The sequence below is a fragment of the Corallococcus sp. AB032C genome (assembly GCF_003668935.1).
Classification (GTDB): Bacteria; Myxococcota; Myxococcia; order Myxococcales; family Myxococcaceae; genus Corallococcus; species Corallococcus exiguus.
The window spans coordinates 143962-168115 of sequence record NZ_RAWP01000001.1; the positions used below are offsets into that span (position 1 = coordinate 143962).

General features: G+C 70.3%; 23 protein-coding genes. 18 read left to right on the plus strand and 5 right to left on the minus strand.

All coding sequences use genetic code 11. The features are described 5' to 3' along the window. Positions 1 to 68: 68 nt before the first annotated feature. The 3 genes from D7X99_RS00565 to mprF form a co-directional block, all read right to left on the minus strand. Positions 69 to 1634, minus strand: coding sequence for a carboxylesterase/lipase family protein (locus D7X99_RS00565; RefSeq protein ID WP_121775978.1), 1566 nt, complete (start codon positions 1632 to 1634; stop codon positions 69 to 71). A gap of 136 nt (positions 1635 to 1770) precedes the next feature. After that, complete coding sequence (locus tag D7X99_RS00570) at positions 1771 to 3315, minus strand: AcvB/VirJ family lysyl-phosphatidylglycerol hydrolase (protein ID WP_121775979.1); 1545 nt, start codon at positions 3313 to 3315, stop codon at positions 1771 to 1773. Further along, on the minus strand, positions 3312 to 5873 hold the full coding sequence (gene mprF, locus D7X99_RS00575) for a bifunctional lysylphosphatidylglycerol flippase/synthetase MprF (RefSeq protein ID WP_233613018.1): 2562 nt from the start codon (positions 5871 to 5873) through the stop codon (positions 3312 to 3314). Before mprF ends, D7X99_RS00570 begins: the two co-directional genes overlap by 4 nt. Positions 5874 to 6056: 183 nt before the next feature. On the opposite strand from mprF, the gene D7X99_RS00580 reads away from it, so the two are divergent. The 10 genes from D7X99_RS00580 (at position 6057) to D7X99_RS00620 (ending at position 16639) form a co-directional block, all read left to right on the plus strand. Then, entirely contained in the window at positions 6057 to 7604 is a 1548-nt protein-coding gene (locus D7X99_RS00580) for an FAD-dependent monooxygenase (RefSeq protein ID WP_121776038.1), read from the plus strand. Positions 7605 to 7951: 347 nt separating this feature from the next. Further along, complete coding sequence (locus D7X99_RS00585; protein WP_121775981.1) at positions 7952 to 10129, plus strand: methyl-accepting chemotaxis protein; 2178 nt, start codon at positions 7952 to 7954, stop codon at positions 10127 to 10129. Positions 10130 to 10161: 32 nt separating this feature from the next. Continuing rightward, on the plus strand, positions 10162 to 10380 hold the full coding sequence (locus tag D7X99_RS00590; protein WP_121775982.1) for a hypothetical protein: 219 nt from the start codon (positions 10162 to 10164) through the stop codon (positions 10378 to 10380). 9 nt (positions 10381 to 10389) lie between these two features. After that, positions 10390 to 10548, plus strand: a complete 159-nt coding sequence (locus D7X99_RS42600) for a hypothetical protein (RefSeq protein WP_158626888.1) — start codon at positions 10390 to 10392, stop codon at positions 10546 to 10548. Positions 10549 to 10657: 109 nt separating this feature from the next. Next, on the plus strand, positions 10658 to 11296 hold the full coding sequence (locus D7X99_RS00595) for a hemolysin III family protein (protein ID WP_121775983.1): 639 nt from the start codon (positions 10658 to 10660) through the stop codon (positions 11294 to 11296). A gap of 188 nt (positions 11297 to 11484) precedes the next feature. Next, complete coding sequence (locus D7X99_RS00600; protein ID WP_346729693.1) at positions 11485 to 12222, plus strand: DUF6310 domain-containing protein; 738 nt, start codon at positions 11485 to 11487, stop codon at positions 12220 to 12222. Next, entirely contained in the window at positions 12219 to 12974 is a 756-nt protein-coding gene (locus D7X99_RS00605) for a DUF5953 family protein (protein WP_121775984.1), read from the plus strand. The genes D7X99_RS00600 and D7X99_RS00605 overlap by 4 nt, the downstream gene beginning before the upstream one ends. A gap of 98 nt (positions 12975 to 13072) precedes the next feature. After that, a complete protein-coding gene (locus tag D7X99_RS00610) occupies positions 13073 to 14311 on the plus strand; it encodes an FAD-dependent oxidoreductase (RefSeq protein WP_121775985.1) in 1239 nt (412 codons plus the stop codon). Positions 14312 to 14442: 131 nt separating this feature from the next. Then, complete coding sequence (locus D7X99_RS00615; protein ID WP_120580057.1) at positions 14443 to 15231, plus strand: SRPBCC family protein; 789 nt, start codon at positions 14443 to 14445, stop codon at positions 15229 to 15231. Positions 15232 to 15328: 97 nt separating this feature from the next. Beyond that, positions 15329 to 16639: a sorbosone dehydrogenase family protein gene (locus D7X99_RS00620; protein WP_121775986.1), complete on the plus strand. Its 1311-nt coding sequence runs from the start codon at positions 15329 to 15331 to the stop codon at positions 16637 to 16639. A 10-nt stretch (positions 16640 to 16649) separates the two neighbouring features. Here the strand turns inward: D7X99_RS00620 and D7X99_RS00625 are convergent, their stop codons facing one another. Beyond that, the gene (locus D7X99_RS00625) at positions 16650 to 16985 is read right to left on the minus strand and encodes a hypothetical protein (protein WP_147475982.1); all 336 of its coding nucleotides are present in this window, start codon (positions 16983 to 16985) and stop codon (positions 16650 to 16652) included. Positions 16986 to 17111: 126 nt separating this feature from the next. On the opposite strand from D7X99_RS00625, the gene D7X99_RS00630 reads away from it, so the two are divergent. Both D7X99_RS00630 and D7X99_RS00635 read left to right on the plus strand, forming a co-directional pair. Continuing rightward, positions 17112 to 17795, plus strand: coding sequence for a class I SAM-dependent methyltransferase (locus D7X99_RS00630; RefSeq protein ID WP_121775987.1), 684 nt, complete (start codon positions 17112 to 17114; stop codon positions 17793 to 17795). A 179-nt stretch (positions 17796 to 17974) separates the two neighbouring features. Then, complete coding sequence (locus D7X99_RS00635; RefSeq protein WP_014397999.1) at positions 17975 to 18400, plus strand: OsmC family peroxiredoxin; 426 nt, start codon at positions 17975 to 17977, stop codon at positions 18398 to 18400. A gap of 17 nt (positions 18401 to 18417) precedes the next feature. On the opposite strand, the gene D7X99_RS00640 is transcribed toward D7X99_RS00635, so the two are convergent. Further along, the gene (locus D7X99_RS00640) at positions 18418 to 18663 is read right to left on the minus strand and encodes a hypothetical protein (protein WP_121776040.1); all 246 of its coding nucleotides are present in this window, start codon (positions 18661 to 18663) and stop codon (positions 18418 to 18420) included. 106 nt (positions 18664 to 18769) lie between these two features. Between D7X99_RS00640 and D7X99_RS00645 the strand changes: the two genes are divergently transcribed. From D7X99_RS00645 to D7X99_RS00670, 6 genes are all read left to right on the plus strand, one after another. Beyond that, complete coding sequence (locus D7X99_RS00645; protein WP_120577089.1) at positions 18770 to 19345, plus strand: RNA polymerase sigma factor; 576 nt, start codon at positions 18770 to 18772, stop codon at positions 19343 to 19345. A 4-nt stretch (positions 19346 to 19349) separates the two neighbouring features. Then, positions 19350 to 20135 (plus strand): hypothetical protein, encoded by a 786-nt coding sequence (locus D7X99_RS00650; protein WP_121775988.1) that lies wholly within the window; start codon positions 19350 to 19352, stop codon positions 20133 to 20135. Continuing rightward, entirely contained in the window at positions 20132 to 21778 is a 1647-nt protein-coding gene (locus tag D7X99_RS00655) for a caspase family protein (protein ID WP_121761674.1), read from the plus strand. The genes D7X99_RS00650 and D7X99_RS00655 overlap by 4 nt, the downstream gene beginning before the upstream one ends. Next, a complete protein-coding gene (locus tag D7X99_RS00660; RefSeq protein ID WP_121761673.1) occupies positions 21778 to 22446 on the plus strand; it encodes a hypothetical protein in 669 nt (222 codons plus the stop codon). Before D7X99_RS00655 ends, D7X99_RS00660 begins: the two co-directional genes overlap by 1 nt. Positions 22447 to 22645: 199 nt before the next feature. Beyond that, positions 22646 to 23143: a hypothetical protein gene (locus tag D7X99_RS00665; protein WP_120594599.1), complete on the plus strand. Its 498-nt coding sequence runs from the start codon at positions 22646 to 22648 to the stop codon at positions 23141 to 23143. Between the two features lie 75 nt (positions 23144 to 23218). Next, positions 23219 to 24148, plus strand: a complete 930-nt coding sequence (locus tag D7X99_RS00670) for a DUF4382 domain-containing protein (protein ID WP_120594600.1) — start codon at positions 23219 to 23221, stop codon at positions 24146 to 24148. The last annotated feature ends 6 nt before the right edge of the window (positions 24149 to 24154 follow it).

The following is a 24154-nucleotide window of genomic DNA, read 5'->3' on the forward strand; positions in this document are numbered from 1 at the left end:
GTCCGCGCGAAGAAGCAGCAAGGGCCCGGCCGCGAACACTCGCGCCCGGGCCCTTCTCATTTCAGGGGCTACGTCGTGCCTTCGGGCCGGTTCTTCTTCTGGGGCGAGGCCCCCGTGTGGCGGACGTTGCCGCGGGTGTCGTGCTTTCCGCCCGAGCGGCTGTCCGCGCTGTTGATGATGGCGCTCGCGAGCAGGAAGGCGTTGAGGCGCAGCTGCATGAAGTTGTGCTCCACCTTCGGCGGCTGCTGCATGCGCAGGGTGCGGTCCTCACCCGGCTGGTGCTTCGGCCACTCGGTCGCGGAGGCGGGCGCTCCGGTGCGGGCGAACTGGAGCATCCAGTTGCTCACCTGGCGCGAGTACGCGCGGTCCTCGTCCGAGAGCACGTCCTGGGTGGGCGGGCAGCGGGCCACCGTGTCCAGGAAGTACGGGACGTCCGAGCCGTGCGGGACGCCGTCGGGGAACTCCGGGCGCAGCTCGGTGGCGGTGTACTCGAAGTAGAAGCGCCACGCGTCGGAGACCTTGAGGTGCAGGTCCGCCACCTGCCGGGGGATGAGCGTGAAGACGATGTCGCGGCACACCTGCCGCGCCAGCTCCTCGTCCGGTGACACGCCCGGGTAGAGCAGGCCGATGGGGACGTTGTTGTCCCGGAGCGCCTGGAGGATTTCCATGGGGTCGCGGCCCATGTCCTCCATCACGCTCACGTCATCGCTGGTGCTGCCCAGGATGAGCGGCACGCGCGCCTGCTGCTGCGCCTTGAAGGTGGAAAGGATGGACTGGGGCAGCACCGTGTCACCGCACACGGCCACCGGCGCCAGCGAGTGCTCCGGCGGCTGCTGCCAGAAGGACTCCGCGGGCAGCTGGCGCATGCGCTCCGGAGTCGCGGCCGCGTCCGCCACGCCCATGCCGCGGATCAGCGCCTCACCCTTGAGCTGCGCCTGCGCCAGCGGCATCTCGTCCAGACCGTACACGCTCATCGCCACGCCCCGGTGGAACAGGGGCTTCGCTGACTCCATGCAGAAGAGGGACAGCACGCTCTTGGCGCCCGCGGACTGGCCCATGAGGGTGACGTTGCCCGCGTCCCCGCCGAACTTCGCGATGTTGCGGTTCACCCACTGGAGCGCGGCGACCTGATCCAACAGGCCGAAGTTGGCCGCGCCGCCGCCCGGCTCCTTCTGGAGCGCCGGATGGGCCAGGAAGCCCAGGTGGCCCAGGCGGTAGTTGATCGTGACGAGGATGGCGTCACGGGACGCCATGGGCACGCCGTCGTACGGGGGCAAGCCGCTCGCCCCAAGCACATACGCGCCGCCGTGGATCCACACGATGACGGGCAGCTTCGCCTGGGGGTCCACGCGAGGCGTCCAGACATTGAGATAAAGACAATCCTCACCCATCGGATACGGGTCACCGCCGCCGCCCGCGATGCAGCCTTCGCGAGACTGGAGCGAGGACTTGCCGAACGTGGACGCCTGCCGGATGTTCTTCCAGGGCACGACCGGGGCGGGAGGACGCCACCGCAACGCGCCCACGGGAGGTTGGGCGTAGGGAATGCCCTTGAAGGCATACACCCCTTCCTCGACGACGCCTTGGAGCTGTCCTTCGACCGTGCTGACGACGGGAGCCGACTGCTGGACCATTTTTGGAACCCCCCACGAGACCCGGCGCCAGGACCGGGCCGGTGCGAAGTAGAGGTTTCGCCCATGCGAGTCAATGCATTGGGCCTCAAAGGCAATCACCCGTCCGCCAGCCGACGAGCCCCCAGACTCCGGAGCATCAGGGCAATGCCATACCGAGTTCCCGCAGGACGGCCCGGGTGATGGCTGCGTAGTCCCCGTCGAAGTGATGTCCACCCTTGAGCAGTACCGCGCGCGCACCGGGCACGCCGGACAGCACGGGGCAGAGGCTGTCGGACAGCTCCTCGTCACCGTAGACGCAGAGCACGGGCGTCCCCTTCAGGGCTTGCACGTCCGGGAGCACCGCGGCCGTGGGCCGGCCCTTGCCGCCGAAGATGTCCGTGACGTGCACCTCGAACTCCGCCTCCTTGCCGGGCGCGAGCAGCACGGCCATCCGCACGCGCTCGCGCAAATCCTCTGGCAGGCGCGCGGTGATGGCCGGCACCACGTCCGCGCCGCGCGAGTAGCCCAGCAACACCACGCGCTGCTTGCCCCACGCGGACAGGTAGTGGCGCAGCGCTCGGGCCACGTCCGCGGATGTCTGCTCCGGCGTGCGGCGCTTCCAGAAGTAGCGCAGCGAGTTGAAGCCCACGACGGGGATGCCCTGCGCGGCGAGCGACTCGGAGACCGTCTGGTCCAGGCTGGCCCAGCCGCCATCGCCGGTGACGAAGAGCGCCAGCGTGTCGCCCGGGACATCCGACGTCGCGGGGACCTCCACCAGCGGCAGGCCCTCCACCGACGTGTCCCCGGAGAGCCCCTGGGTGCCCGCGTCTGGAGGCGACGCTGGCGTGGAGACCGGCGGCAGCGCTTCCGATGGGAGCGGCGCGGCGGCGGCATCATGCGCGGCCAGCAGCGCCCCCTGCCATGCGTCCACCGGCATGCGGGCCAATCCCGGCCCCGGCACCGTCAGCACGCGGGCCGTCGTCAGCGAGCGGGTGAAGTCGTGCGCGGCCTTCACCGGATGGACCGGATCATGCTCCGCGCCGAGCAGCACCCACGGTTGATACAGCGCACGCGCCGGGGCCAGCCGCTCGCGCCTGTCTTTGTCCGCGCGTGAGCGCACGAGCCCCGCGCCCGGACAGAAGGCCACGGAGGTCATCACCTCCGGCGTGAAGTCCACGCTCACCGCGCCCCGGAACGTGCCCGGAGGAGCCTGGGACAGCGCCGCGTAGGCCAGCGCCGCGCCCGTGCCGTCCCCCACGAGGACGGGGTGCAGGTACTCGGGCAGCTCCGCGTGCCGCTGGTAGCCCTGGCTCAGGACCTCCAGGTCGCCCGCCGGATACGCGCACCGGGTGCCCTTCTCCAAAGCGCGCAGCCAGGCCCCTGCGTCCACCCCGAGCACCAGCGCGCCGTGCGCGGCCAGCGCCGTGGACAGCTCCAGCGCCCTGCCCTTTTCCGCGGGCCCATCCGCCAGCAGGAGCACCACCGTCCCGGGCCTCCCCGGGGGCGTCACCACCGTGACATGGCCAAAGCGGCCCCCAATGTGCCGCGTCTCCACGCGCGGCGCGACGGGAGGCTGGGGCACGGGGACCGCCACCCGGGCCGGAGCGACGGAGGGCGCCGCGCACGTGCGCGACCACGGGATGAGCGCCAGCGCCAGCACGAGCACGGCCCCCACCAGGAACCACTTCGCGCGCGTCCTCATCTCGCCACCACCCCGCCCAGCCCGCGTGACACCAGCGACGCCACGCCCGCGAGCACGCCCGGCAGCGCGAGCCCGCCCGGCGAAGCCAGGTAGCGCGGCGCCCAGTCCGGACGGAACTTCTCCTTGTACTGGCGCAGCCCCTGGAAGTTGTAGAAGTGCTCGCCGTGCCGGAACAGGAGCGCGCCCAGCCGGTTCCACATGGGCGCGAGCGCGCGTGCCTCGAAGCCGCTGAAGGGCGCCATGCCCAGGTTGAAGCGCAGGAAGCCCTGCCCCCGGCCCCACAGCATCAGCGACGTGAAGAGGAAGTCCATGGCCCCATGGGGACTGCCCGGCTGGTAGCGCATGAGGTCCACGCTCAGCTCCTCCTTCGTGTCCGGAGCCCACACGTTGGCGAAGCCCATGAGCACGCCGCTCCGGCGCACCAGCGCCACCGGCCCCTGCTCCAGGTAGCGCGGTGAGAAACAGCCCAGGCTGAAGCCCTTCTCACGCGTGTGCTTCTCCGCGAGCCACGCGTCGGAGATGGCTCGCAGCTGGGGCAGCAGCTCCGGCACGGCCTCGCGCGGTTGCACTTCGAAGGTCCAGCCCTCGCGCTCCATGCGGTGCATGCCGTGGCGCAGGCCCCGGCGCTCCGGCCCCTCCAGGTTGAAGTCCTGGAGCGGCACGGTGGCCTCCTCGCCCAACTTGAGCAGCGTGAGCCCCAGGTCCAGGTAGCGCGGCAGCGCGCCCGGCCCCACCTGGTAGAAGCACGCCCAGCCGTGGTGCCGGTCCGCCAGTTCCAGGAAGCGCCACGCCAGCTCCGTCGCCGCGTCCGGCGGCCCCACCGGATCGCCCATGGACACCCACGCGCGCCCCGACACGCCGTACATGAGGAACGCGGTGCCCGCGTCGTTGAGCAGCAGGGACTTGTCCCCCACCAGCGCCAGCGAGGCCATGGACTCCGGGGCGCTCGCCACCAGGGGGCGCACCCGTTGCAGCTCCTCCACCGTCGGCGGATGCGTGCGCGGCGACGCCGGCCGCAGGAGCGCGGCCAGCCCCGCCACGATGGTCGCCCCCAACACGCCCACGCTGGCGCGCAGGAAGCGCGGCGCGTTGCCTGAGAAGGCGAAGTGCCACCAGATGTCATTGCGGTACTCGACGTGCCGGTAGGAGAAGAACCCCAGCCACACCGACGCGCCCACCACCGCCACCGTGGCCAGGAGCCACCCGGGGCTGAAGGCCTCCGCGAACAGCGACGTGTGCCGGTAGAACTGCTGATGGAACGGGGCCAGCGCCGCGGCCAGGACGAGCAGCAGCGTGGCCTCCTCGTAGTCCACGCCCTTCACCACGGAGAACACCGCGCCCGCCACCAACAGCACCTGCGTCAGCACATAGGCCGCGTCCAGGCGCCGCTGGAGCCCGCGAGCGAGCAGGAGCAGCGACACGCCCACCAGGCTGCCCAGCAGATGCGACACCTCCAAAAGCGGCAGCGGCACCAGCCGGCGGAGCAGCGCCAGCCGCTCGCCAACGGCCGGTGTCGCGCCGGAGAAGAGCAGCACCGTGCCCGCCACGAACGCCACCGCCGACGCGGCCCACGGCACCACCGGCGCGAACGAGCTGTGCACCACCTTCGCCAGCCGAGTGAGGTGGTGACGGCGCTGGAGCAGCTCATGCCCCGCGAGCAGCAGCGCCGCCACCGTGAAGGGCAGCAGGTAGTAGACGAGCCGGTACACGAGCAGCACGCCCACGACCTGCGGCGCGGGCACTCGGGGCGTGAGCGCGGAGAGCATCACCGTCTCGAAGACGCCCAGGCCCGCGGGCACCTGGCTGGCGATGCCCGCCAACTGCGCCAACGCGAACAGCGCGGTGAGCGACGGCAGCGACACGCTGTCCGGGGGCAGCAGCACCCACAACACCGCCGCCGCCAGCGCCCAGTCCCCGCACGACACCACCAGTTGGGCCAGCGCCCGCGCGGGCGTGGGCAGCGTCCACTCCAGGCCGCGAACACGCAGCGGCTTGCGCACGGTGGCGCATGCCACGAAGTAGCCCACGAGCAGCAATCCCAGCGCGGCCCCCACTCCGTGCGCCACGGGCGTGGACAGGGACAGCACACCGCCCCCACCCTCCAGGAGCAACGACGCGCCGGTGACGGCGGCCAGGCCCAGCCAGAACGTGAGCGCGTTGAACGCGGACACCCGCGCGACGTCCAGCGCGGTGAGCCCCCACGCGGAATACAGCCGGTAGCGCACCGACCCGCCGCTCAGGAACGACGCGCCCAGGTTGTGCCCGAAGGCGTAGCCCACGAAGGACGTGAACCCCACGCGCGAATAGGGAATCCGGTGCCCCGCGTGCCCCAACGCCAGCACGTCGTACAGCGTGAGCGCCGCGTAGTTCACGACCGTCACGGCCAGGGCCAGGAGGATGCGACTCGCCGTCACGGCCGCCAGCCCCGCGCTCACATCCTCGCGGCGGTAGTGCGACAGCTCGCGGTGCAGCACGTACGCCGCCACGCACAGCAGCAGCAATGGCAGCGCAGTGGTGAGGAATCTCTGGACCTTCGACATGCCAGGAGAACGCAGCATCCGGCGTGCCATGCTTCCGGAAGAGAAGACGCGGGGGCAGTCCTCCGCCCGAAAGGCCCCAGCTGGGGCAATTCGCCCCACCTTCCCGGGAGGACCAGGCAGGCGTCGCGCCACTGGAGCGACCGTGCCGGAATGACTGCGCTAGCGTGGATGAGGACTCAACACCCGAGCCAGGAAGACACCTTGGTCTACGACGTGATCATCGCGGGGGCCGGCCCGGTCGGCCTGTTCCTGGCCTGTGAGCTGCGGCTCGCGAAGCGCACCGTGCTGGTGCTTGAACAAGCGGAGGATCCGCACTCCCCCCTGAAGCGGCTCCCGTTTGGAAGGCGAGGACTCTGGGGCCCCAGCATCGAAGCGTTCCACCGGCGCGGACTGCTGGAAGCCATCGCGTCGAACCCTCGTGCCGGCGCGGGTGCCCGTGGCCAACCGAGCCCCGGCTCCATGGCATCCAACTCACAGCTCCGCGGGCCAGCCGGCCACTTCGCGGGCATCCCGTTCGAATACAGCAACGTCGATTCGACGCGCTGGACGTACCGGCTCCCCGGCCCGGCCGACATGCAACTGGGAAGCGAAACGGAGCATCTCGAGCGCGTCCTCGCCGCTCACGCACAAGCCCTGGGCGTGGAGCTCCAGCGCGGCCAGGGTGTCGAAGGCTTCGAGGTTTCGGACGAGGAAGTGATTGTCCATGCCGGCGGGCAACGCTTTCGCGCGCGTTGGCTCGTGGGTTGCGATGGCGGCCGCAGCACCGTCCGCAAGCAAGGGGGCTTCGAGTTCGTGGGGACCGGGCCTGAGCTCACGGGCTATTCGGTCCAGGCCGAAGTCGCCGATCCGGAGAAGCTCCGCCTGGGCCGTCATTACACGCCGACCGGGATGTACACCCAGTGGCAGCCCGGGGTGATCGCGATGACCGACTTCGACGGCGGCGCGGCCCATCGCACCCAAGCGCTCACCCTCGAGCACATGCAAGCCGTCTTGCGGCGAGTGTCCTGCACGGACGTGACCCTCCAGGCGTTGCACCTCGCCTCGACCTGGACCGACCGCTCACAGCAGGCCACGACCTACCGCAAGGGACGGGTACTGCTGGCGGGCGACTCCGCGCACATTCATTCACCCCTGGGCGGACAGGGCCTGAACCTCGGACTCGGGGACGCCATGAACCTCGGGTGGAAGCTCGCCGCGACCCTCCGAGGCGACGCCCCCGAGGGCCTGCTCGACAGCTACACCCAGGAGCGGCATCCCGTGGGGGCGCGCATCCTCGATTGGACGCGGGCCCAGGTCGCGCTGATGCGCCCCAGCCCCCATTCGCGCGCGCTCGAAGCCATCCTCCGCGACGTGCTCGACACGCGCGACGGCGCGACCTACTTCGCTGAACGTCTCTGGGGCGTGTCCCTCCGCTACGACCTCGGCGAGCAACACCCGTTGGTGGGCCGCAGCTGCCCGGACTTCGAGTGGGAGGACGGAGAGCGGCTCGGCACACGGCTCCGGGATGGAACCGGTTTGCTGTTGGACTTCGGCCGGCACGCGTCGCTGCAAGCACTGGATGGCCTCTGGGGCGACCAGGTCCGGTACGTGGCCAGCGACGTCAGGAATCGCCTGGGACTGAACGCGGTGCTCGTGCGTCCGGATGGGTTCGTGGCCTGGGCGAGCGATACGACCCCAAATCCCGAGGAGCTCACCCGAGCCGCGGCCAGGTGGTTCACGCCTCGCGAGCATCACGCCTCCCTGTGCTGAAGCCACGCATGGGACCTGGGTACAGGCGGACCAGGAGTCCGTCCTCGCACCGTCGCAGGCGGCGCCATGCCGGGCCCTCGCAAGCCCGTCCCCCTTCGGGACACGCGGGCCCTCCACGCCCGGAAGCCAGGGCTCCCCAGAGGAGCAGCGGACCCCCGGGGTAGGGTTCCGGGACAGGACCGGGTGTCACGCCGATCCTGAGAACAATTTCATGTTTTACGACTCTATCCGGTCCGCTCCGTCTGTTTTGTGAACAGCGCGTGAAACGCAGCGGCCGGAGGCACGGCGGGGAGGCATGAGGGACCCATTTTACTTTTGACCCCCTCGCGCTGGAGCATGTGTCTCGAATGCGTCGCTCCCGTGTCTTCGCTCTCGACTTACAGCTCCGGCTCACTCCCTTCCGCGGCTCCCGGAAGGCCCTCTTCTCGCGGCTCGCGGGCGTGGGGGCCGTGCTGCTGATGCTCCTCGCGTTCGCGCCCGCCGCCCGGGCGGAGGCCGCTGGGACAACGGCCGCCCAGCCCGCGCTCGACGGGTGGCGCTATCGCTGGGGAGACTCGCCGCTGGGGCCTGACGGCGTCCCCACGTGGGCGACGGAGCCGGAGGACGCGGCGGGCTGGCAGGCCATGACCGCGCTCCAGGAACCGCCGGGCCGCGGGACGAACACCTTCCTCTGGCTGAGCATCCCCGTGCCCCAGGGCCCGTGGCTGGAGCCCGCCCTCTTCCTGGGCAACGTGGCCAACGCCTTCGAGGTCTACGCCGACGGCCAGCGCGTCCACACCAGCGGGACGCTGGCCCCCAACGGCCAGGAGCTCATGGAGAACATGGTCTGGCACCTGGTGCCCGTGCCGCCCGCGTCCATGGGCCATCGCGTGCTCCTGCGCATCCAGGCGCATGGGCCCGCCATCGGCGTCACGCGCGACGCGAAGGTGGGCTCGCGCCAGGAGCTGCTCGCGGAGGTGACGCGCCTGGGACTGGCGCCCTTCGTCATGGGGACGCTGCTGGTGGGCATTGGCGCGGTGGCGCTGTTCGCCGCCCTCCTGCGCCGCCAGGGGCGGATGCTCGCCGCGCTGACCGTGTTCTCCGCGGGCTCGGGCGCGCTGCTGCTGGGCTCCAGCGGCCTGTTCCCGGCGCTCTGGGGCAAGGCGGCCACCGGCAGCGTCCTCACGCTGCTGGGCTCGTACGCCATCCTGCCCGCCCTGGCGTGGTTCATCTCCGATACGGTGGGCTCGGACAAGCTGCGCTGGTTCCGCCGGGGCGCGGCGGTCGTCACCGTGCCGGCCATCCTCCAGGCGATCATCGTGGTGATGGACCTGGGCTCCGCATGGCGGCTGCTGTCCGCCTTCATCCTCTACTCGCTGCCCGGACTGCTGGTGTGCGTGGGGGTCGCGGTGGCCGAGGCCCTCAAGGGGAACAAGGACGCGCGCATCTTCGTCGCGGGCCTGGGGGTCCTCACCTTCGTGCTCCTGCTCAGCACCCTGCCGATGCTGGGCCTGATGGAGGCCACCGACAGCCAGGTGCACTGGGGCTTCTTCGCGCTGACGCTGTCGCTCGTGGCCATCGTGGCGCGGCGTTCCGCGGAGGTGGTGCGCTCGCTGGCGGAGTACACGCATCAGCTGGACGCGCGCCGCAAGGACGTGCGCCTCTTGGCCGAGGGCATGGGCCGCGGCGCGGACGAGCTCGCCGCCGTCGTGCAGCAGCTGCACACCTCCAGCGAGGAGCAGACGGTGGGCATCAGCCGTCAGGCCGCCGCGCTGCGAGAGCTGGAGCAGACGGTGGAGGAGATCCGCCAGGGCTCGCACCTGACCGCGGACAAGGCGCGGGTGCTCGCGGCGTCCGCGGAGAGCGCGGAGGCGGTGGGGCGCGAGGGCGGTGCCGCGCTGGAGCGCACGCTGACGGACCTGGCCGCCATCCGCACGGAGGTGTCGGGGATGGCCTCGCGCATCCTCGCGCTCGACGAGCGCACCCGCGAGGTGTCCAGCATCGTCGACGACGTGAAGACGCTGGCGGACCAGTCCAACATGCTGGCCATCAACGCGGCCATCGAGGCGGTGCGCAACGGCGACAGCGGCAAGGGCTTTGGCGTGGTGGCCAAGGAGATGCGCCGGCTGGCGGACCAGTCCATCCGCGCCACCGAGCGCATCCGCGACGTGCTCGACGGCGTGAGCATGAGCATGCGCGAGGCCGCGCAGATGAGCGAACAGGGCGAGGCGCGCGTGCAGGTGAGCCTGGACGCCGTCCGCGGCTCCGGCGCGCAGCTGCAGAAGCTGACGAGCATCATCGGCGACACCACCGGCAGCGTGAGGCAGATCACCCAGGCCGTGGCGCAGCAGGACTCGGGCACGCATCAGATTGCCCAGGCCATCCAGGAGCTGTCCGGCCAGATGCAGCGCACGCTCCAGGCCGTGGAGGAGACGCGCACCGTCACGCACTCCGTGCAGACGCTGGCGGAGGTCATGTCGGGGGCCGCGAGCAAGGCGCTCCGCTCCGGCACGTTGGACGACCAGCAAAAGCCCGCGGCGGCGTGAAGCCCGGGCCCGGCCCGGCTACACTCCGGGCCATGGTGCCCCTGACCGACCACTCCGGGCTGTCCCCCGAGCGGCGCGCCGCCCTGGAGCGGCAGCTCACGCCGCTCACGCTGCTCCAGGACGTGGTCCGCTGGGGCTTCGCGAGCACCCCGCCGCGCGACGTGGCGGCGGTGGTGGTCCAGGACGAGTTCACCCACGACGTGGTGCTGCCCTGGGAAGAGGAGCGCTACCTCGTCTTCGACACCACCTGACTGGGCGGAGTGACCTCGGTCTCCGTGTGGGACCGCTGCCCTACCGCCGACGAGTTGCTGGACGCGAGGCTGCGCGCCGGCTGGAAGCCCACTCCGACGAGCACCGTCGACGGGGACGTCATCCTGGGCCACGCCGCGTGCCGGGCTCCGTCCAGGGCCGCGCGCTGACGTCCTGGCGACACTCCCCCGGGGCGATGCGTGGAGAACGCGACGCCCTGGGCGAAAAGGTGCGCGGGCGCTGACGAAGCCATGACGTGCGGGAAGTACGAGCACCGCCATGGAAGAGAGTCTGAAGCCCCGGTTGCGCGGCCTGTCCCACGTCATCGCGTTCGTGGCGGCGCTGGTGGGCTGCGTGAGGATGGCGCAGCTGCCGGTGCACGGCGTGCAGTACGCGGCGAACCTGGTGTTTGGCGGCAGCATGGTGCTGATGTTCGGAGTGAGTGGGGGCTACCACTGGCCCACCTGGAGCGCGGCGACGTACCAGCGGATCCGCCGGTTCGACCACGCGGCCATCTTCATCCTCATCGCGGGGAGCTTCACGCCGCTGGCGACGCTGGACCCCATGGGGGGCCTGAGTCAGAGGCTCCTCTGGGTGATGTGGGGCGCGGCTCTGACGGGAGCCACGCTGACGCTCGCGGGCATCTCCGCGTCGCGAGGCCTGCGCTCGGGGCTCTACGTGGCGCTGGGCTGCGTGGCTGCCCCGGTGTTCTGGAACCTGCCCGGGGTGATGGGCCAGGGCCGCGTGGGCTGGCTCTTCTTCGGGGCCATGCTCTACGCCGTGGGCGCGGGGGTGTACGCGCGCCGTTGGCCGGATCCCATCCCCCACGTGTTCGGCTACCACGAGGTGTTCCACGTCATGGTCGTCGCCGCGGCCGCCACGCACTACGCTGTGCTGCTGGACTTCGTGGGGCGTTGACCGTGGCCATGCGTTCGCGTGTGTGCATCGCAATTCTGCTGTTCATTTCGGGCTGTGCCGCGACGGAGCCCATCACGAGGGAGCCCACGGCCCGAGGCCGACGGGTTGCCAACCTCCAGCGAGCGGCGGCGCTGCCCTGGAGGGACGGCGGGCGGTGCGTCGTTCGCGAAGCGTCCCAGCCATGGCCCGTGCTGGTGGAGCGGTGCTATCCGGCGCTCGACCATGACCGGGTCGAGTTCCACGACACCACGGGAAGATGCACGGTCGCCTCCGCTGACGCCGCGACCATCGGACTCGGGTTCTGTGTGCTGGCGGCTCCTGAGATTGCCGTGGGAGCCGTCATCGTCCTGGGCGTGGTGGTGGTCGGCGTCGCCATCAAGGAGGCACTGGATGCGTATGAGCTCCGCCACCTCTATCCCGAGGAAGCAGGGGCTTCGCGAGGACCCAAAGCGGCGCCTCGGGAAGCCGTAGCGAAGCGGAAGCCCGAGTTGGAGCCGGAGCCTGCGGGGAAGGACTGGCAGCCCCCGGTGCCACCCGTGCCCGTGGACCGGACACGCCGCGCGAGTTGCGAGCCCGTTCCAGTGCCTCACGCAGGCGAGGACGACGCGCACAACGAATGTGCCGACAAATTCCCGCCCAACCGATACCCCGGGATGGATGTGCTGGTGGACGGTGTCCTCTTCGATGCGCTGCAAGTCGGCATGCGTGTGCTGTGGGAAATCAAGACCCATCGATTCGATTCGTACAATGCCTATGTCCGGAAACAGGAAATCGAGAAGGAGCTCAAGCAATTGGACAAGGAGCGAAAAGCCGCGGCGGCATGTGGATATGGCTTCGTCGTTGGGGTGAGTTCCGAGCAGCACAAAGAGGCATTGCTGCGGCGAGATCAGACCCTCGATGTTGTCGTCACAGGGTGCAAAAGATGAATGCGCAAAACAGTCTGGACATCATCGTCTACGCGCCGGCGCTCATGGGCAAAGACCGCCGCACAATCGATAGCGTCCAAGGCATGGAAAAGGCACTCCCCGGCTTGCGCCTGGAGTGGCGGCTGTCCGAAGGCGGGCGCCCCCTTGCATTACCTCAGCGTGATGCGTGGCTCATCGAAAGTATTGAGGACGGTGGATTCCCTATCGTGTGCAATGGGGACGAGAACTACCCCGTGACGGTGATGGGAAGGGAACGCTCGGGATTTTTCAGCCCAGCGGGTCAGGCCCAATTTGAAGTCCACGCAGAGCTACCTTTGGACGCGGCCGTCAGCGCAGCAGCGGCGGATGTACTGGAAGCCGTAGCAGAGGGCGCGCGCGCATTCTGGGGGCGTGCGACGCCAGACGGAGCCGCGGTGGACATCGCGTATCAAACAGCCCCCACGCGCGGCGGACCACCATCCCCGCGCCGGGGATTGCCCGCCCTGAAGCTCTTCGAGCACATCCGCTCGCCCGAGATTCCCTATTACCTCGGGTGGCTGAACTACTGGTCGGACGCTTCCGCGCGGGCCATCGGGTTCCCGGATCCTGCTCGCGACACCGAATGGCTCTCACGGGCGCGGCGCACGGCGACGGGCGGGTGGATCGTGCAACTGACCGAGGCGCCCCTCGACCTGGACGACCCCGCCCATCTGGCAGCGCTCAAGCGGGCCTACGAGCGCTTCCCCGAAATCGGCGGGCGCGGGGTGCCGTGAACTGCGTGATGAGTGTCGGACGCCGCACGCCGCATCGGCCGCCACTCCAGGTGCATCGCCCCATGGCGGGATGAACCCTTCCTCGAGGAGGCACCACCATGGCCGACCCGGCGATCACCACACAGTGCTGCATCGCGGGCGGAGGGCCGGCGGGAATGATGCTGGGGCTGCTGCTGGCCCGGGCCGGAGTGGAGGTAACGGTGCTGGAGAAGCATGCGGACTTCCTCCGCGACTTCCGGGGCGACACGCTCCACCCGTCCACGCTGGAGCTGATGCACGAGTTGGGCTGGCTGGACGAGCTGCTCGCCCTCCCCCACTCGAAGATGTTGGACCTGCGCTTCCAGGTCGGCGAACACGAGGTCACCGTGGGTGACTTCCGCCACCTCCCCACGCACGCGCGCTATCTGGCCTTCATGCCGCAGTGGGACCTGCTCGACTTCATCGCGCGCAAGGCCGCCATGTACCCGACCTTCCAGCTCCTCCGCCGCACGGAGGTAACGGACCTCGTGCGCGACCATGGCCAGGTCGTCGGTGTCCGCGCACGGACGCCGGAAGGCCCGCTGGAGGTGCGCGCATCGTTGGTGGTGGCGGCGGACGGCCGGAAGTCCACGCTGCGTCAGCAGTCCGGCCTGGAGGTCCAGAACCTGGGCGCCCCCATGGACGTGCTCTGGTTCCGCGTGTCGCGCAGGCCCGACGATCCCAGCCCGCCCCTGGGCCACTTCGAGCGCGGAGCGCTCTTCCTGCTCATCAACCGGGGCGACCAGTGGCAGTGCGGCCGGGTCATCCCCAAGGGCGGCATCGAGTCCGTCCAGGCGCGCGGCCTGGAGTCCTTCCGGGCCGAACTCGTGAAGCAGGCGCCGTTCCTCGCCGACCGCGCCGGTGAAATCCGAAGCTGGGACGACGTGAAGCTGCTGACCGTGCGGGTGGATCGGCTGCGCACCTGGTACCAGCCCGGCCTGCTGTGCATTGGCGACGCGGCGCACGCGATGTCGCCCGTGGGCGGCGTGGGCATCAACCTGGCGGTGCAGGATGCCGTGGCCACCGCCAACCTGCTCGCGGGCCCCCTGCTCGCCCGCCGTGTCACGACCGAGGACCTGCGCCGCGTCCAGCAGCGCCGCGAGTTCCCCACCCGTCTCACCCAGCGGGCGCAGGTGCTCATCCAGAACCGCGTGGTGGACCCGGCGCTCCGGAAGCGCGCCTTCAGCAACGGTCGGCTGCCCCTGAGCCTCCAGCTGGTGAAGCGCATCCCCGCGCTGCGCCGCATCCCCGCGCGCCTGATAGGCCTGGGCGTCCGCCCCGAGCACATCCACACGCCGGCCGCTTCACCCCTTCACTGAGGACCGCCGGAGCGCTGGTTCCCCCGTCCCGGCTCCAGGCACGGTTGTCTCGGCGCATCCCACCCCAAAGCTTCGCGGGAAGTGCCTGACGCCCGTGCATCACCCTCCTGCGCGTCAGGCCAGGAGGAACCATGACGAGCTCACGAACGACAGCCCTGCGGGAAGTCCGCTCTCAGGCCACCGAGGAACTCCGCTCGGGCCAATGGAAGCTGACCGCCGCGGTGGTGGTCGCGGGGACGATGATGTCCGTGGGGATGAAACGCCGCTCGCTCGGGGGCACGGTGGTGGCCCTGGCCGGCGGCGCCGTGCTCTATGGGGGCCTGCAATCCCAGCGGCGTGCTCTCGCCTCGGTCGCTCGGAAGGCCCGCCGCGCATTGACAGGCAAGGAAGCGAGGCATGGACAGCTCATCGAAGTGGAGCACACGCTCACGGTGGGACGTCCGGTGGAGGAGCTCTACCGCCTGTGGCGTGAACCCTCCACGCTGAGCCGCCTGATGGAGCACTTCGCGGAGGTCACGCCCACGGCCGGTGACGGCCGGCACTTTCGGATCCACGGGCCGCTGGGGCGCGAGGTGAGCTGGGACTCGCGCCTCGTGGAGGAACGCGCGCCGGAGTTCCACAGCTGGGAGTCCACGGAGGACAGCCCCGTGAAGACGCGAGGGTGGGTGCGCTTCCAGCCCGCTCCGAACGGGGGCACGGAAGTGACATTGCACCAGGCCTTCTCGCCCCCGGGCGGAGCGCTGGGCGAGGCGCTGGCGAAGCGGATGCGTGGCGTCCCCGCCATGCAGGTGAGGAAGGTGCTGCGCAGCTTCAAGAGCCTGGCGGAGACCGGGGAGATTCCCACCGAGGACGCGCCGAAGGGCTACGGGTTCTTCAAGCAGAAGGTGGATGGCTACGTGCGGAACGTGTTCACTTCTTGAGCCGCGGGCGTACTGCCCTTCCCACAACTCAACACCCGTGCGAGTGGCGGATCCGTCCGTCATCGCCGGACAGCGAGGAGGCCCCTAGAGGAAGGGCATGACCGTCTTCCTCCGGGCCTCCTTCTGCGTGGGCGCCGCGCTGTTCCTGACGAACTGCGCGCACCGCTCCACTCCAGAGACCTCCGCCGCATCCGCGAAGGCGCCCGCGCTGCCCGCGCCCGACCCCAGCTTCAAGGTGGAGCGGTACAGCACGGTCGTCGGCTGGCCGGAAGGTAAGCGCCCCACGGCCCCGGAAGGCTTCGAGGTGACGCGCTACGCGGACGGCCTGCGCAACCCGCGCTGGACCTACGTGCTGCCCAACGGCGACGTGCTGGTGGCCGAGGCCAGCTCCGAGTTCAAGAGCGAGGAGGACAAGGAGGACTCCATCGAGTCCGGCAAGGTGCGCTCGCAGAACCTGGGCCACAGCGCCAACCGCATCACGCTGCTGCGCGACGCGGACCACGACGGCACGCCGGAGGTCCGCGAGGTGTTCCTGGAGGGTGTGAAGCAGCCGCTGGGCATGCTGCTGTTGGGCGACCGCTTCTACGTGGCCGGCACGGACGCCGTCTGGCGCTACCCATACACGGCCGGTGAGACGTCGCTGAAGGCCCCCGGTGAGAAGCTCCTGGAGCTGCCCGCGGGCGGCTACAACAACCACTGGACGCGCAACCTGCTGGCCAATGCGGACGGTTCAAAGCTCTACGTGTCCGTGGGCTCCGCGAGCAACGTGGCCGAGCACGGCCTGAAGGAGGAAGAGCGCCGCGCCAACATCCTGGAGCTCAACCCGGACGGCACGGGCGAGCGCATCTACGCGAGCGGCCTGCGCAACCCCGTGGGCATGGGCTGGGCCCCGGGCACGCGCACGCTGTGGACAGCGGTGAACGAGCGCGACGACCTGGGCGAGGACCTGGTGCCGGACTACCTCACGCACGTGGAGGACGGCGGGTTCTACGGCTGGCCCTACGCGTACTTCGGAGCGAACGAGGATCCGCGCATGGCGGGACAGCGGCCGGACCTGGTGGCGAAGACGCTGGTGCCGGACGTGCAACTGGGCTCCCACACCGCGTCGCTGGGCCTGGCGTTCTACGAGGCCCAGGCGTTCCCGGAGAAGTACCGGGGTGGCGCGTTCATCGGGCAGCACGGCTCGTGGAACCGCGCGGAGCTGTCTGGCTACAAGGTCGTGTTCGTGCCGTTCAAGGACGGGAAGCCCTCCGGTCCGCCGGAGGACTTCCTCACAGGCTTCATCGCCGACGCGGCCCAGGCCCGGGTGCACGGCCGGCCAGTGGGCGTCACGGTGCTGCCGGACGGCGCGTTGCTGGTCGCGGATGACGCCAGCAACACGCTGTGGAAGGTGACCGCGAAGCGCTGAAGGGCAATGCCTAGCAGCCCATGCAGACCGGCCGGATGTTCTGCCAGTTGCCGCAGCCGTTGTCACCGCAGCACGTCTGGTAGAGCGTACCACTCCGGCCATAGGAGCCCTGCGGCCAGGAGCCGTCGCCGCCCACCTCGCGACACGCGGCGCAGGTCGAAGACCAGATGACCTGATCCGCCACGTATTCGCCGATGGCACAGCTGGGCGTCTTGCCAATGCCCTGCTCCACCTGCGCCGCCTCACCGGCGGACGGCGACGCATCCTGCTCCGCTGCCGGGCCGCAGGCGGAGAGGAGGCCCACGGAGAAGGTCGCCAAAACCAAACCACGGATCATGTTTCGCATGAGGGATGCTCCAGGTGACGGAGGCGAAATGCCTCGCGTCCCCACAGTCCGGCAGAAAGCGATATCCTGCGCAACCGACACATTTGACTTTGACCCCGCTGTTCCTTTCCTGCCCCGGTGCTCGCAATGGCTCTCTTTCGTCCGCTGACGGTGTTCCCTTTCCTGACGCTGTGGAGTCTGTGTCTCGCCCTGGTCACGACGGCCGGTGCCTGCCGCTCCGAGAGCAAGGCGGAAGCTCCGCCCGCGCCCGTGGTGTCCGCCGCGCCGGAGCCGCCCACGGAGCTGCATGGCGTGGGCGGCGTCGAAGGCGAGGATGCCGCGTATGACCGCTCCCGGCAGCCCTCGCGGTTCGTGGCCGCCCTGGGGCTCGCTCCGGGACAGCGGGTCGCGGACGTCGGGGCGGGGCTGGGGTACTTCACGCAGCGGCTCGCGGAGGCGGTGGGCCCCACGGGCCAGGTGGTCGCCACCGACATCAACGACGAAGCCATCCAGCGGCTCCGTGCGCGGGTGCTCGGACGCAAGAACATCGAGGTGCGGAAGGTGGCCCCGGAGGCGCCGGGGCTCGAAGCGGGCGCGTACGACCTGATCCTCCTCTCGGAGGTGGATCACTTCTTCGGGGACCGGGTGGACTACCTCACCCGGCTGCGTCCCGCGCTCACACCCCAGGGCCGCATCGCGGTGACGCACCTGAGGGCCATGCGCCCTCCGCTCGTCGCCGCCGCGCAGGCCGCGGGCTACGTCATCGTCTCCGAGTACGACGACCTGCCGGCCCACTACCTGCTCTTCCTGCGGCCCGCCGTGAGCCCCTGACGGCGGCCTCAACCGTCCAGAACCCAGGCCTTCGCGCTCGCGAGCGTCCACTCCCCGGCAGAACCCGGCCCCTGTCCGCCGACAGGACCGCCTCGCTCCGGTGAGCGCCCTACCCTTCCGCCGCGCGAACGCAACGGACGCGGCACGGTGCCGCGCCGCGCATGGGGAGACAGAACGCCATGGGTATCAGCAAGGGCAGTGCGCAGTGGAACGGCGGGTTCAAGGACGGCAAGGGCTCGATGAAGCCCGGTCACGCCGCGGAGGTCCTCTTCTCGGTCGGAACCCGCTTCGAGGGACAGCAGGGCAGCAACCCGGAGGAGCTCATCGGCGCGGCGCTCTCCGGGTGCTTCTCCATGGCCCTGTCGGTGGGGCTGGAGAAGGCGGGCCTGAAGCCCACGCGCATCCAGACGAACGCGGACGTGCACCTGGACAAGCAGGGTGACGGCTTCGCCATCACCACCATCGACCTCGTCACCGAGGCCACCATCCCCGGCGCCAACGACGCCCAGTTCCAGAAGATCGCCGAGGAGACCAAGAAGGGCTGCCCCGTCTCCAAGGCGCTCGGGGGCGTGAACATCACGCTGAAGGCGAAGCTCGCGACCTGACGGACCCTGGCCGGCCTTCAGCCGCCAGCGCACGCGTCGCGGCAGTCCTGTCGGCACGCGACGACCTCGGGCGTGTTGCCGACGCAGGTCGCGTAGCACTGGCTCAGGCACGGCGTGAGCTCATGCTCCGCCGCGCCGGGCTCCTCTCCGGGCGGGTCCTGCACCTCGAACGGAGGGTCCTCCGCCGGAGGGGCATCCGCGGGGCCACAGGCCGCCAGGAGCCCTCCCACCGCGGCCAGCGCCAGCACCCAGTTCCGTCGCATGCGCCACCCCATCCGCTGGAAGGTGAAGGCCCTATTCTAGCCGCGAAGGCGGGTGGAAGAATCCGGGCCTGTGGCCGATTCGTCCTCCAGGAGGTCTTCCGAGCAGGTGGGTGAGACGGACGATGTCACGGACGCGGTTCGGCGCGCGACGAGGGGGGAGTCGTCCGCCTTCAGCGAGCTATACCGTCGCACCCGCCCCTTGGTGGCCCGGCTGGTCGCGGGTTTCGGCACATTGGATCCCGACGAGGCGGAGGACGTCCTACAGGAGTCCTACGTGCGGGCGTTCCGGGGGTTGCCCCAGCTGAAGTCAGCGGGGGCCTTCACCCCCTGGTTGTTGACCATCGCGCGCAACCGGGCGCGCACGCGGCTGGAGCGCCGCAACCTGCTCCAGCGGATGGAGGACGAACTGGCGGACCCGACACCGGAGACGGTGCCGGCCCTGCCGCCCACGCTCCAGGTGGAGAGGGACATCGAGGTGGTGCGGCGGCTCATCGCGGAGCTGCCCGAAGGCGAGGAGAAGAAGACCGTGCAGCTCTTCTACATCGAGGGTCAGCTCTCCGCGCGGGAGATCGCCGAACAGCTCGGCGTGGGCAAGAGCACGGTCACCATGCGGCTGGAGCGGTTTCGCGGGCGCATCAAGCGCGAGCTCCTCCAGCGGGTGCTCGCCGGACGGTGGGAATGAAGCGATGAGACATCTGGATGCCACCGCGATGGCCGAACTCGCCGGGCGCGACCCCGCCGCCGTCGCCTGGTTCCGCGAGCACCTGGCCTCGCCCTGCGAGGTCTGTGAGACGTTCCTCGCCGCACACGCGGATCCGCTCGACGGGCAGACGGACGCGCTGCTCCTCGCGCTCGCGCCCGAGAGGAAGACCGAAGCGGAAGTCATCCCACTGCGGTCGCCGGCCCGCGCCCGCCGCTTCGCCCCGCCGCCAGGCCGGTACCTGGGCTGGATGGCCGGCGCGATCGCGGCCTCCGTGCTGATGGTGGTGCTGGTGCCGCTGGTGAAGGGCCCCACGCAAGGTGCCACCGGGTGGACGGGGGTGAAGGGCCCGGGCCGCATCTCGCTGGAGCTGGCCGTGGTCGCGCGGAGCACCGACGGAGCCCTGCGCCGGCTGGACTCCGGCGCGGACGTCACCAGCGACGAGGTGCTGCTCCTGCGCTACCACGCCACGGAGTCCGGCACCGCGCTGCTCTACCAGCAGCGGGAGCAGCAGGCGCCAGAGCTGCTTGGCCGCTTCCCCCTGGCGGCGGGAACGCACGACCTGGAGGGGCCTGATGGCCTCGCGGGCGTGAGCCTCGACTCGGATGAAGGCCGGCTGTCGCTGGCGCTGGTGGCCTTCGCTCCCGGTGAGCCCGCAACGGAGCAGGACGCACTCGCCGCGCTCGCCGCGGACGGAAGCCCGGATGCACGCCCGGGGACCGTGGTGAGGTTCGACGTGCGGGTCCAATCCGGTCAGACTCAGGCCCCGTGAGGCGCCTGTTCCCCCTGCTGCTCGTCCTCCTCTGCGCCTGCGCGGGCCCGTCCGCCACGGCCGGAGACAAGGGCGGGCTCGTGCCGCTGCGGCTCGACGCCGCGGACCTGTCGCGCGCGTACACGCCCCGGCGGCTCGCGCTGCTCGTGGGCGTGTCGTCCTTCGATGATCCGCAGTGGCGCGCCCTGCGCTTCTCTTCCAAGGACGCCAGCGACCTGGCGGCGGCGCTGAAGGATCCCGCGCGAGGCCACTTCGACCAGGTGCGCGTCCTCACGCGTCCGGAGGAGACGACCCGCGACGCCATCCTCGCGGCGCTGCGCCAGCTGCGGCGTGAAGCCACCCGGCCCGACGACGTGGTGATGGTGTACCTGTCCGCGCACGGCACGCTCGCGCGCGACGGTCGTGGAGAGCTCACGCGCTACCTCGTCACACGAGACGCGTCCTACCGAGCCATCCCGCAGACGGCGCTCTCCATGGACGCGCTGAAGGCGGAGTTCGAACAGCTGCCCAGCCGGCGGCGGCTGTTGGTGCTGGCCACCTGCCACAGCGGCAGCGGCAAGTCGCTGCTGCCCCACGAGTTGGAGGTGGAGCTCGCGGGCATCAAGTCCGGCTTCTACGCGCGCCCCCTGGAGGAGTCGTCCCGGGCGTCCATGGTGTTCGCCGCCAGCGACTGGGGCGAGACAGCGCGCGAGGACGAAGGCCTGCGCAACGACATCTACACGTACTTCCTCATCGAGGGCCTGGGCGGAGCGGCGGATCGCAACGCGGACGGCGCCGTCACCGCCACGGAAGCGCACGACTATTCGCGCCGCCGCACCTTCGCCTTCACGGAGGGCCGCCAGCGACCGTCCGCCGAGATCATGGAGGTGGGCGCGGATCCGGTCATCCTCGCCGGCCGCATCGACCGCACGGGCCAGCCGGAGCTCTTCTCCTACAACCCACGCCTGGACGGCTTCCTGCTCAAGGTGGACGGCGAGCCGCGCCTGGAGCTGCCGGGAGGCGCCGCGGTGGGCCCGGGCCGGCGCACGGTGGAGCTCACCAAGGGCGACGCTGTCCTCGTGCGGCGCGAAGTGGACGTGGCCCGGGGCGAGCGCCTGCCGCTGGAGCGACTGCTGTCGGACGCCATCCCGCGCCGCGCGCTGTCGCTCGTGGGCGGGATGATGTCCTTCGCGGACGGCAGGAGCCGGCGCGAGCTGTTGCCCGCCGCGCCCCAGGTGGGCGTGGTGCTGCGGCTGGAGGATCTGCCACTCCAGAACCTGGGCCTGATGGTGGACATGGGACTCGGACGCGGGCGCGAGAAACTCCAGGTGGCGCCCGGCAGCGAGGTGCCCTTCGGCTACACCACGCTCACGCTGGGCGCGGCGGTGCCGTACCTGTGGCGCTGGGAGCGATTGACGCTGTTCGCGGGTCCACGTGTGGCCGCGCTGTACCTGGGCAGGTCTTTCGACGTGGAGGCCTATTCGGGAGGCCAGCGCTACTTCACCGTCAGCCCCGGTGTGGTGGGCGGACTGGCGTGGCGCCTGGGGGAGCGATTGGAGCTCACCGCCCAGGGCCACGGGATGGTGACGTACGTGGTGGTGGACGGACAGGGACAGGCCGTGGGCTTCATCGGCGGAAACGCCGGCGTGGGGTACCGCTTCTGATGCGCCGCCAATCCCTGTTCCTGACGCTGTCGTCGCTCGGCCTCCTGGGCGCGTGCGGAAGCCTGGACAACGAGCCCTTCCGCGCGGGCACCGTGCGAGGCCGGCTCACGGAGTTCGACCCCGCCGTCGCGCTGGTCTCCGTGGTGGGCGCGCCCGGCGTGCGCAGCGGCGTGGACACACAAGGCCGCTTCACGTTGGAGGACGTGCCCGCGGGACCGGCGGAGCTCTTCGTCGTGGCCACCGAGGAACTGGCCGCGCGAGTGCCGCTCACCGTGCAGGGAGGCCAGTCCGTGGACATTGCGGACGTCTCGCCGCGCACCGCCGGCACCTTCTTCGTGAAGTTCCATGTCCGGGGCAACCGGAAGCTGACGGACGCGAAGGCCATCGTGGACGGCACGCCCATCGAAGCCTCCGGGCTCGACGACAAGGCACCCCACCGTCTGGGGCCGCTGCCAGAAGGTTGTTACGGCGTGAGCGCCTCCGCGCCCGGCTTCGCCTCCACGTCCGTCCAGGACTGCGTGGACGAGGGCAAGCAGACGGTGCTGAACGTGGAACTCATCCCCGAAGGCTCCTCGGGCGAGGAGCGCTGCGCATTCGCGGGCTGTGCCGATGACAGCCATGCCGCGATGGATGGCCGCGACGTCGAAAACTCCGACGAAAGCCATTGAAAGACATCGCCAGGCCGCGACGTCTTCCGCTGTGAATCAAGCTTTCCGCAAAGCCACACATATCCAGACCGCGCGTCGCCTCGCACTTCGCCGCCCGTCTGGAGTTGTGGCCACCCCGCGATTCTCCGGGTCTTTCTGACAACGAGGCACTCCGCTCCCCGAGCGGCCCCCCACCGCCTCGTTTCACAGGAGGATGACCATGCGTATCCCGACCGCTCGCTCTTCCGCGGCATGGATGGTGTTGTGCGCGACGATGCTGTCCCTGGGCTGCGGAGGCCCCACGGAGGCGGAGGATCCGTCGCTCGTCTCGGGCGATGACAACCTGGGCGGCGCCGCCGGAGAAGCGCCCGCCGCGGATGGCGGCACCGCGCCGGGAGGCAACACGGGAATCACCCTCTGCCACATTCCGCCCGGCAACCCCGCCAACGCGCACACCATCACAGTGGGCGTGCCCGCGGTGGCCGCGCACCTGCGCCACGGCGACACAGTGGGCGCCTGCGACGACGAAGGCGAACCGCCCACGGACGGTGGCACCAGCGAGCCCGACGCGGGCACGACGGACGGCGGCTCGGGTGGTGGCATCGATGCCGGTCCCCAGTGCACCCCCGAAGGCGGCGAGTGCTCCACCGAAGGCGACGAGACCTGCTGCAATTCGCTGTCGTGCCAGGAAGGCGGGTGCTGGCCGGTCATCGGCTGACACAGCGCCGTGGCCGGTCCGGACGCGGGAGGGTCTCCTCCCGCGTTCATCCCCGATTCCAACAAAGGCTTACAAATGAAGACCCTGCGACACCTGACCTCCACCCTGCTGATGGCCACGGGGCTCCTGTTCCTCGCGGCCTGCGGCGACAGCGGCAAGGCCCACGTCACCCTGAAGCTGACCGACGCCCCGGGCGACGGCATCGAGAAGGCCGTGGTGACCATCTCGAAGGTCTACTTGAAGGGCAGCGTGGAGGGAGAAGACGGCAAGGGCGACGTGGTGCTCCTGAGCGAGCCCGTCACCACCGACCTGCTCACGCTGGCCAACGACACCGCGGACCTGGTGAAGGACGCGGAGGTGCCGCCCGGCACGTACAAGGAGCTGCGCTTCGTCATCACCGGCGGCTACATCCAGGTGAAGCAGGACGGCACGAGCCGCATCTTCGCCACCTCCGCCAACTACGAGGGCCTGCCCGACGGGGCCCAGGTGGACGGAGACCTGCAGATGCCGAGCGCCAGCAGCTCCGGCCTCAAGGTGAAGTTCGACAAGGACGCGGACGTCACCATCACCAGCGATGACGACCAGAAGGTCATCCTGGTGGACTTCGACGTGGCGCAGAGCTTCGGCAAGGAGGCCGGCAACTCCGGCAAGTGGGTCATGCGGCCCATCATCAAGGGCGCGGACATGGAGTTCTCCGGCAACGTGGAGGTGACGTTGGAGGCGGGCAGCGTGTCCCTGCCCATGGGCTTCCCGCAGCTGGGCAGCTTCGCCGCGGTGCTCATCAACGCCGACGGCAGCCGCGAGACGCTGTCCTTCCGCGCCAGCACGGCCACCCGCTACGTGGCGGACTTCAAGTACCTGCTGCCCGGCACCTACCAGGTGGACCTGGTGGCGCCCGCGGGCGTGTCCTTCACCACGGACATCGCGCGCCCGGCGACCGCGACGGTCAGCTCGGGCGCGGAGTCCGACGTGCACTTCGTGCTGACGTCCTTCGACGTCGAGTAGCAGTCC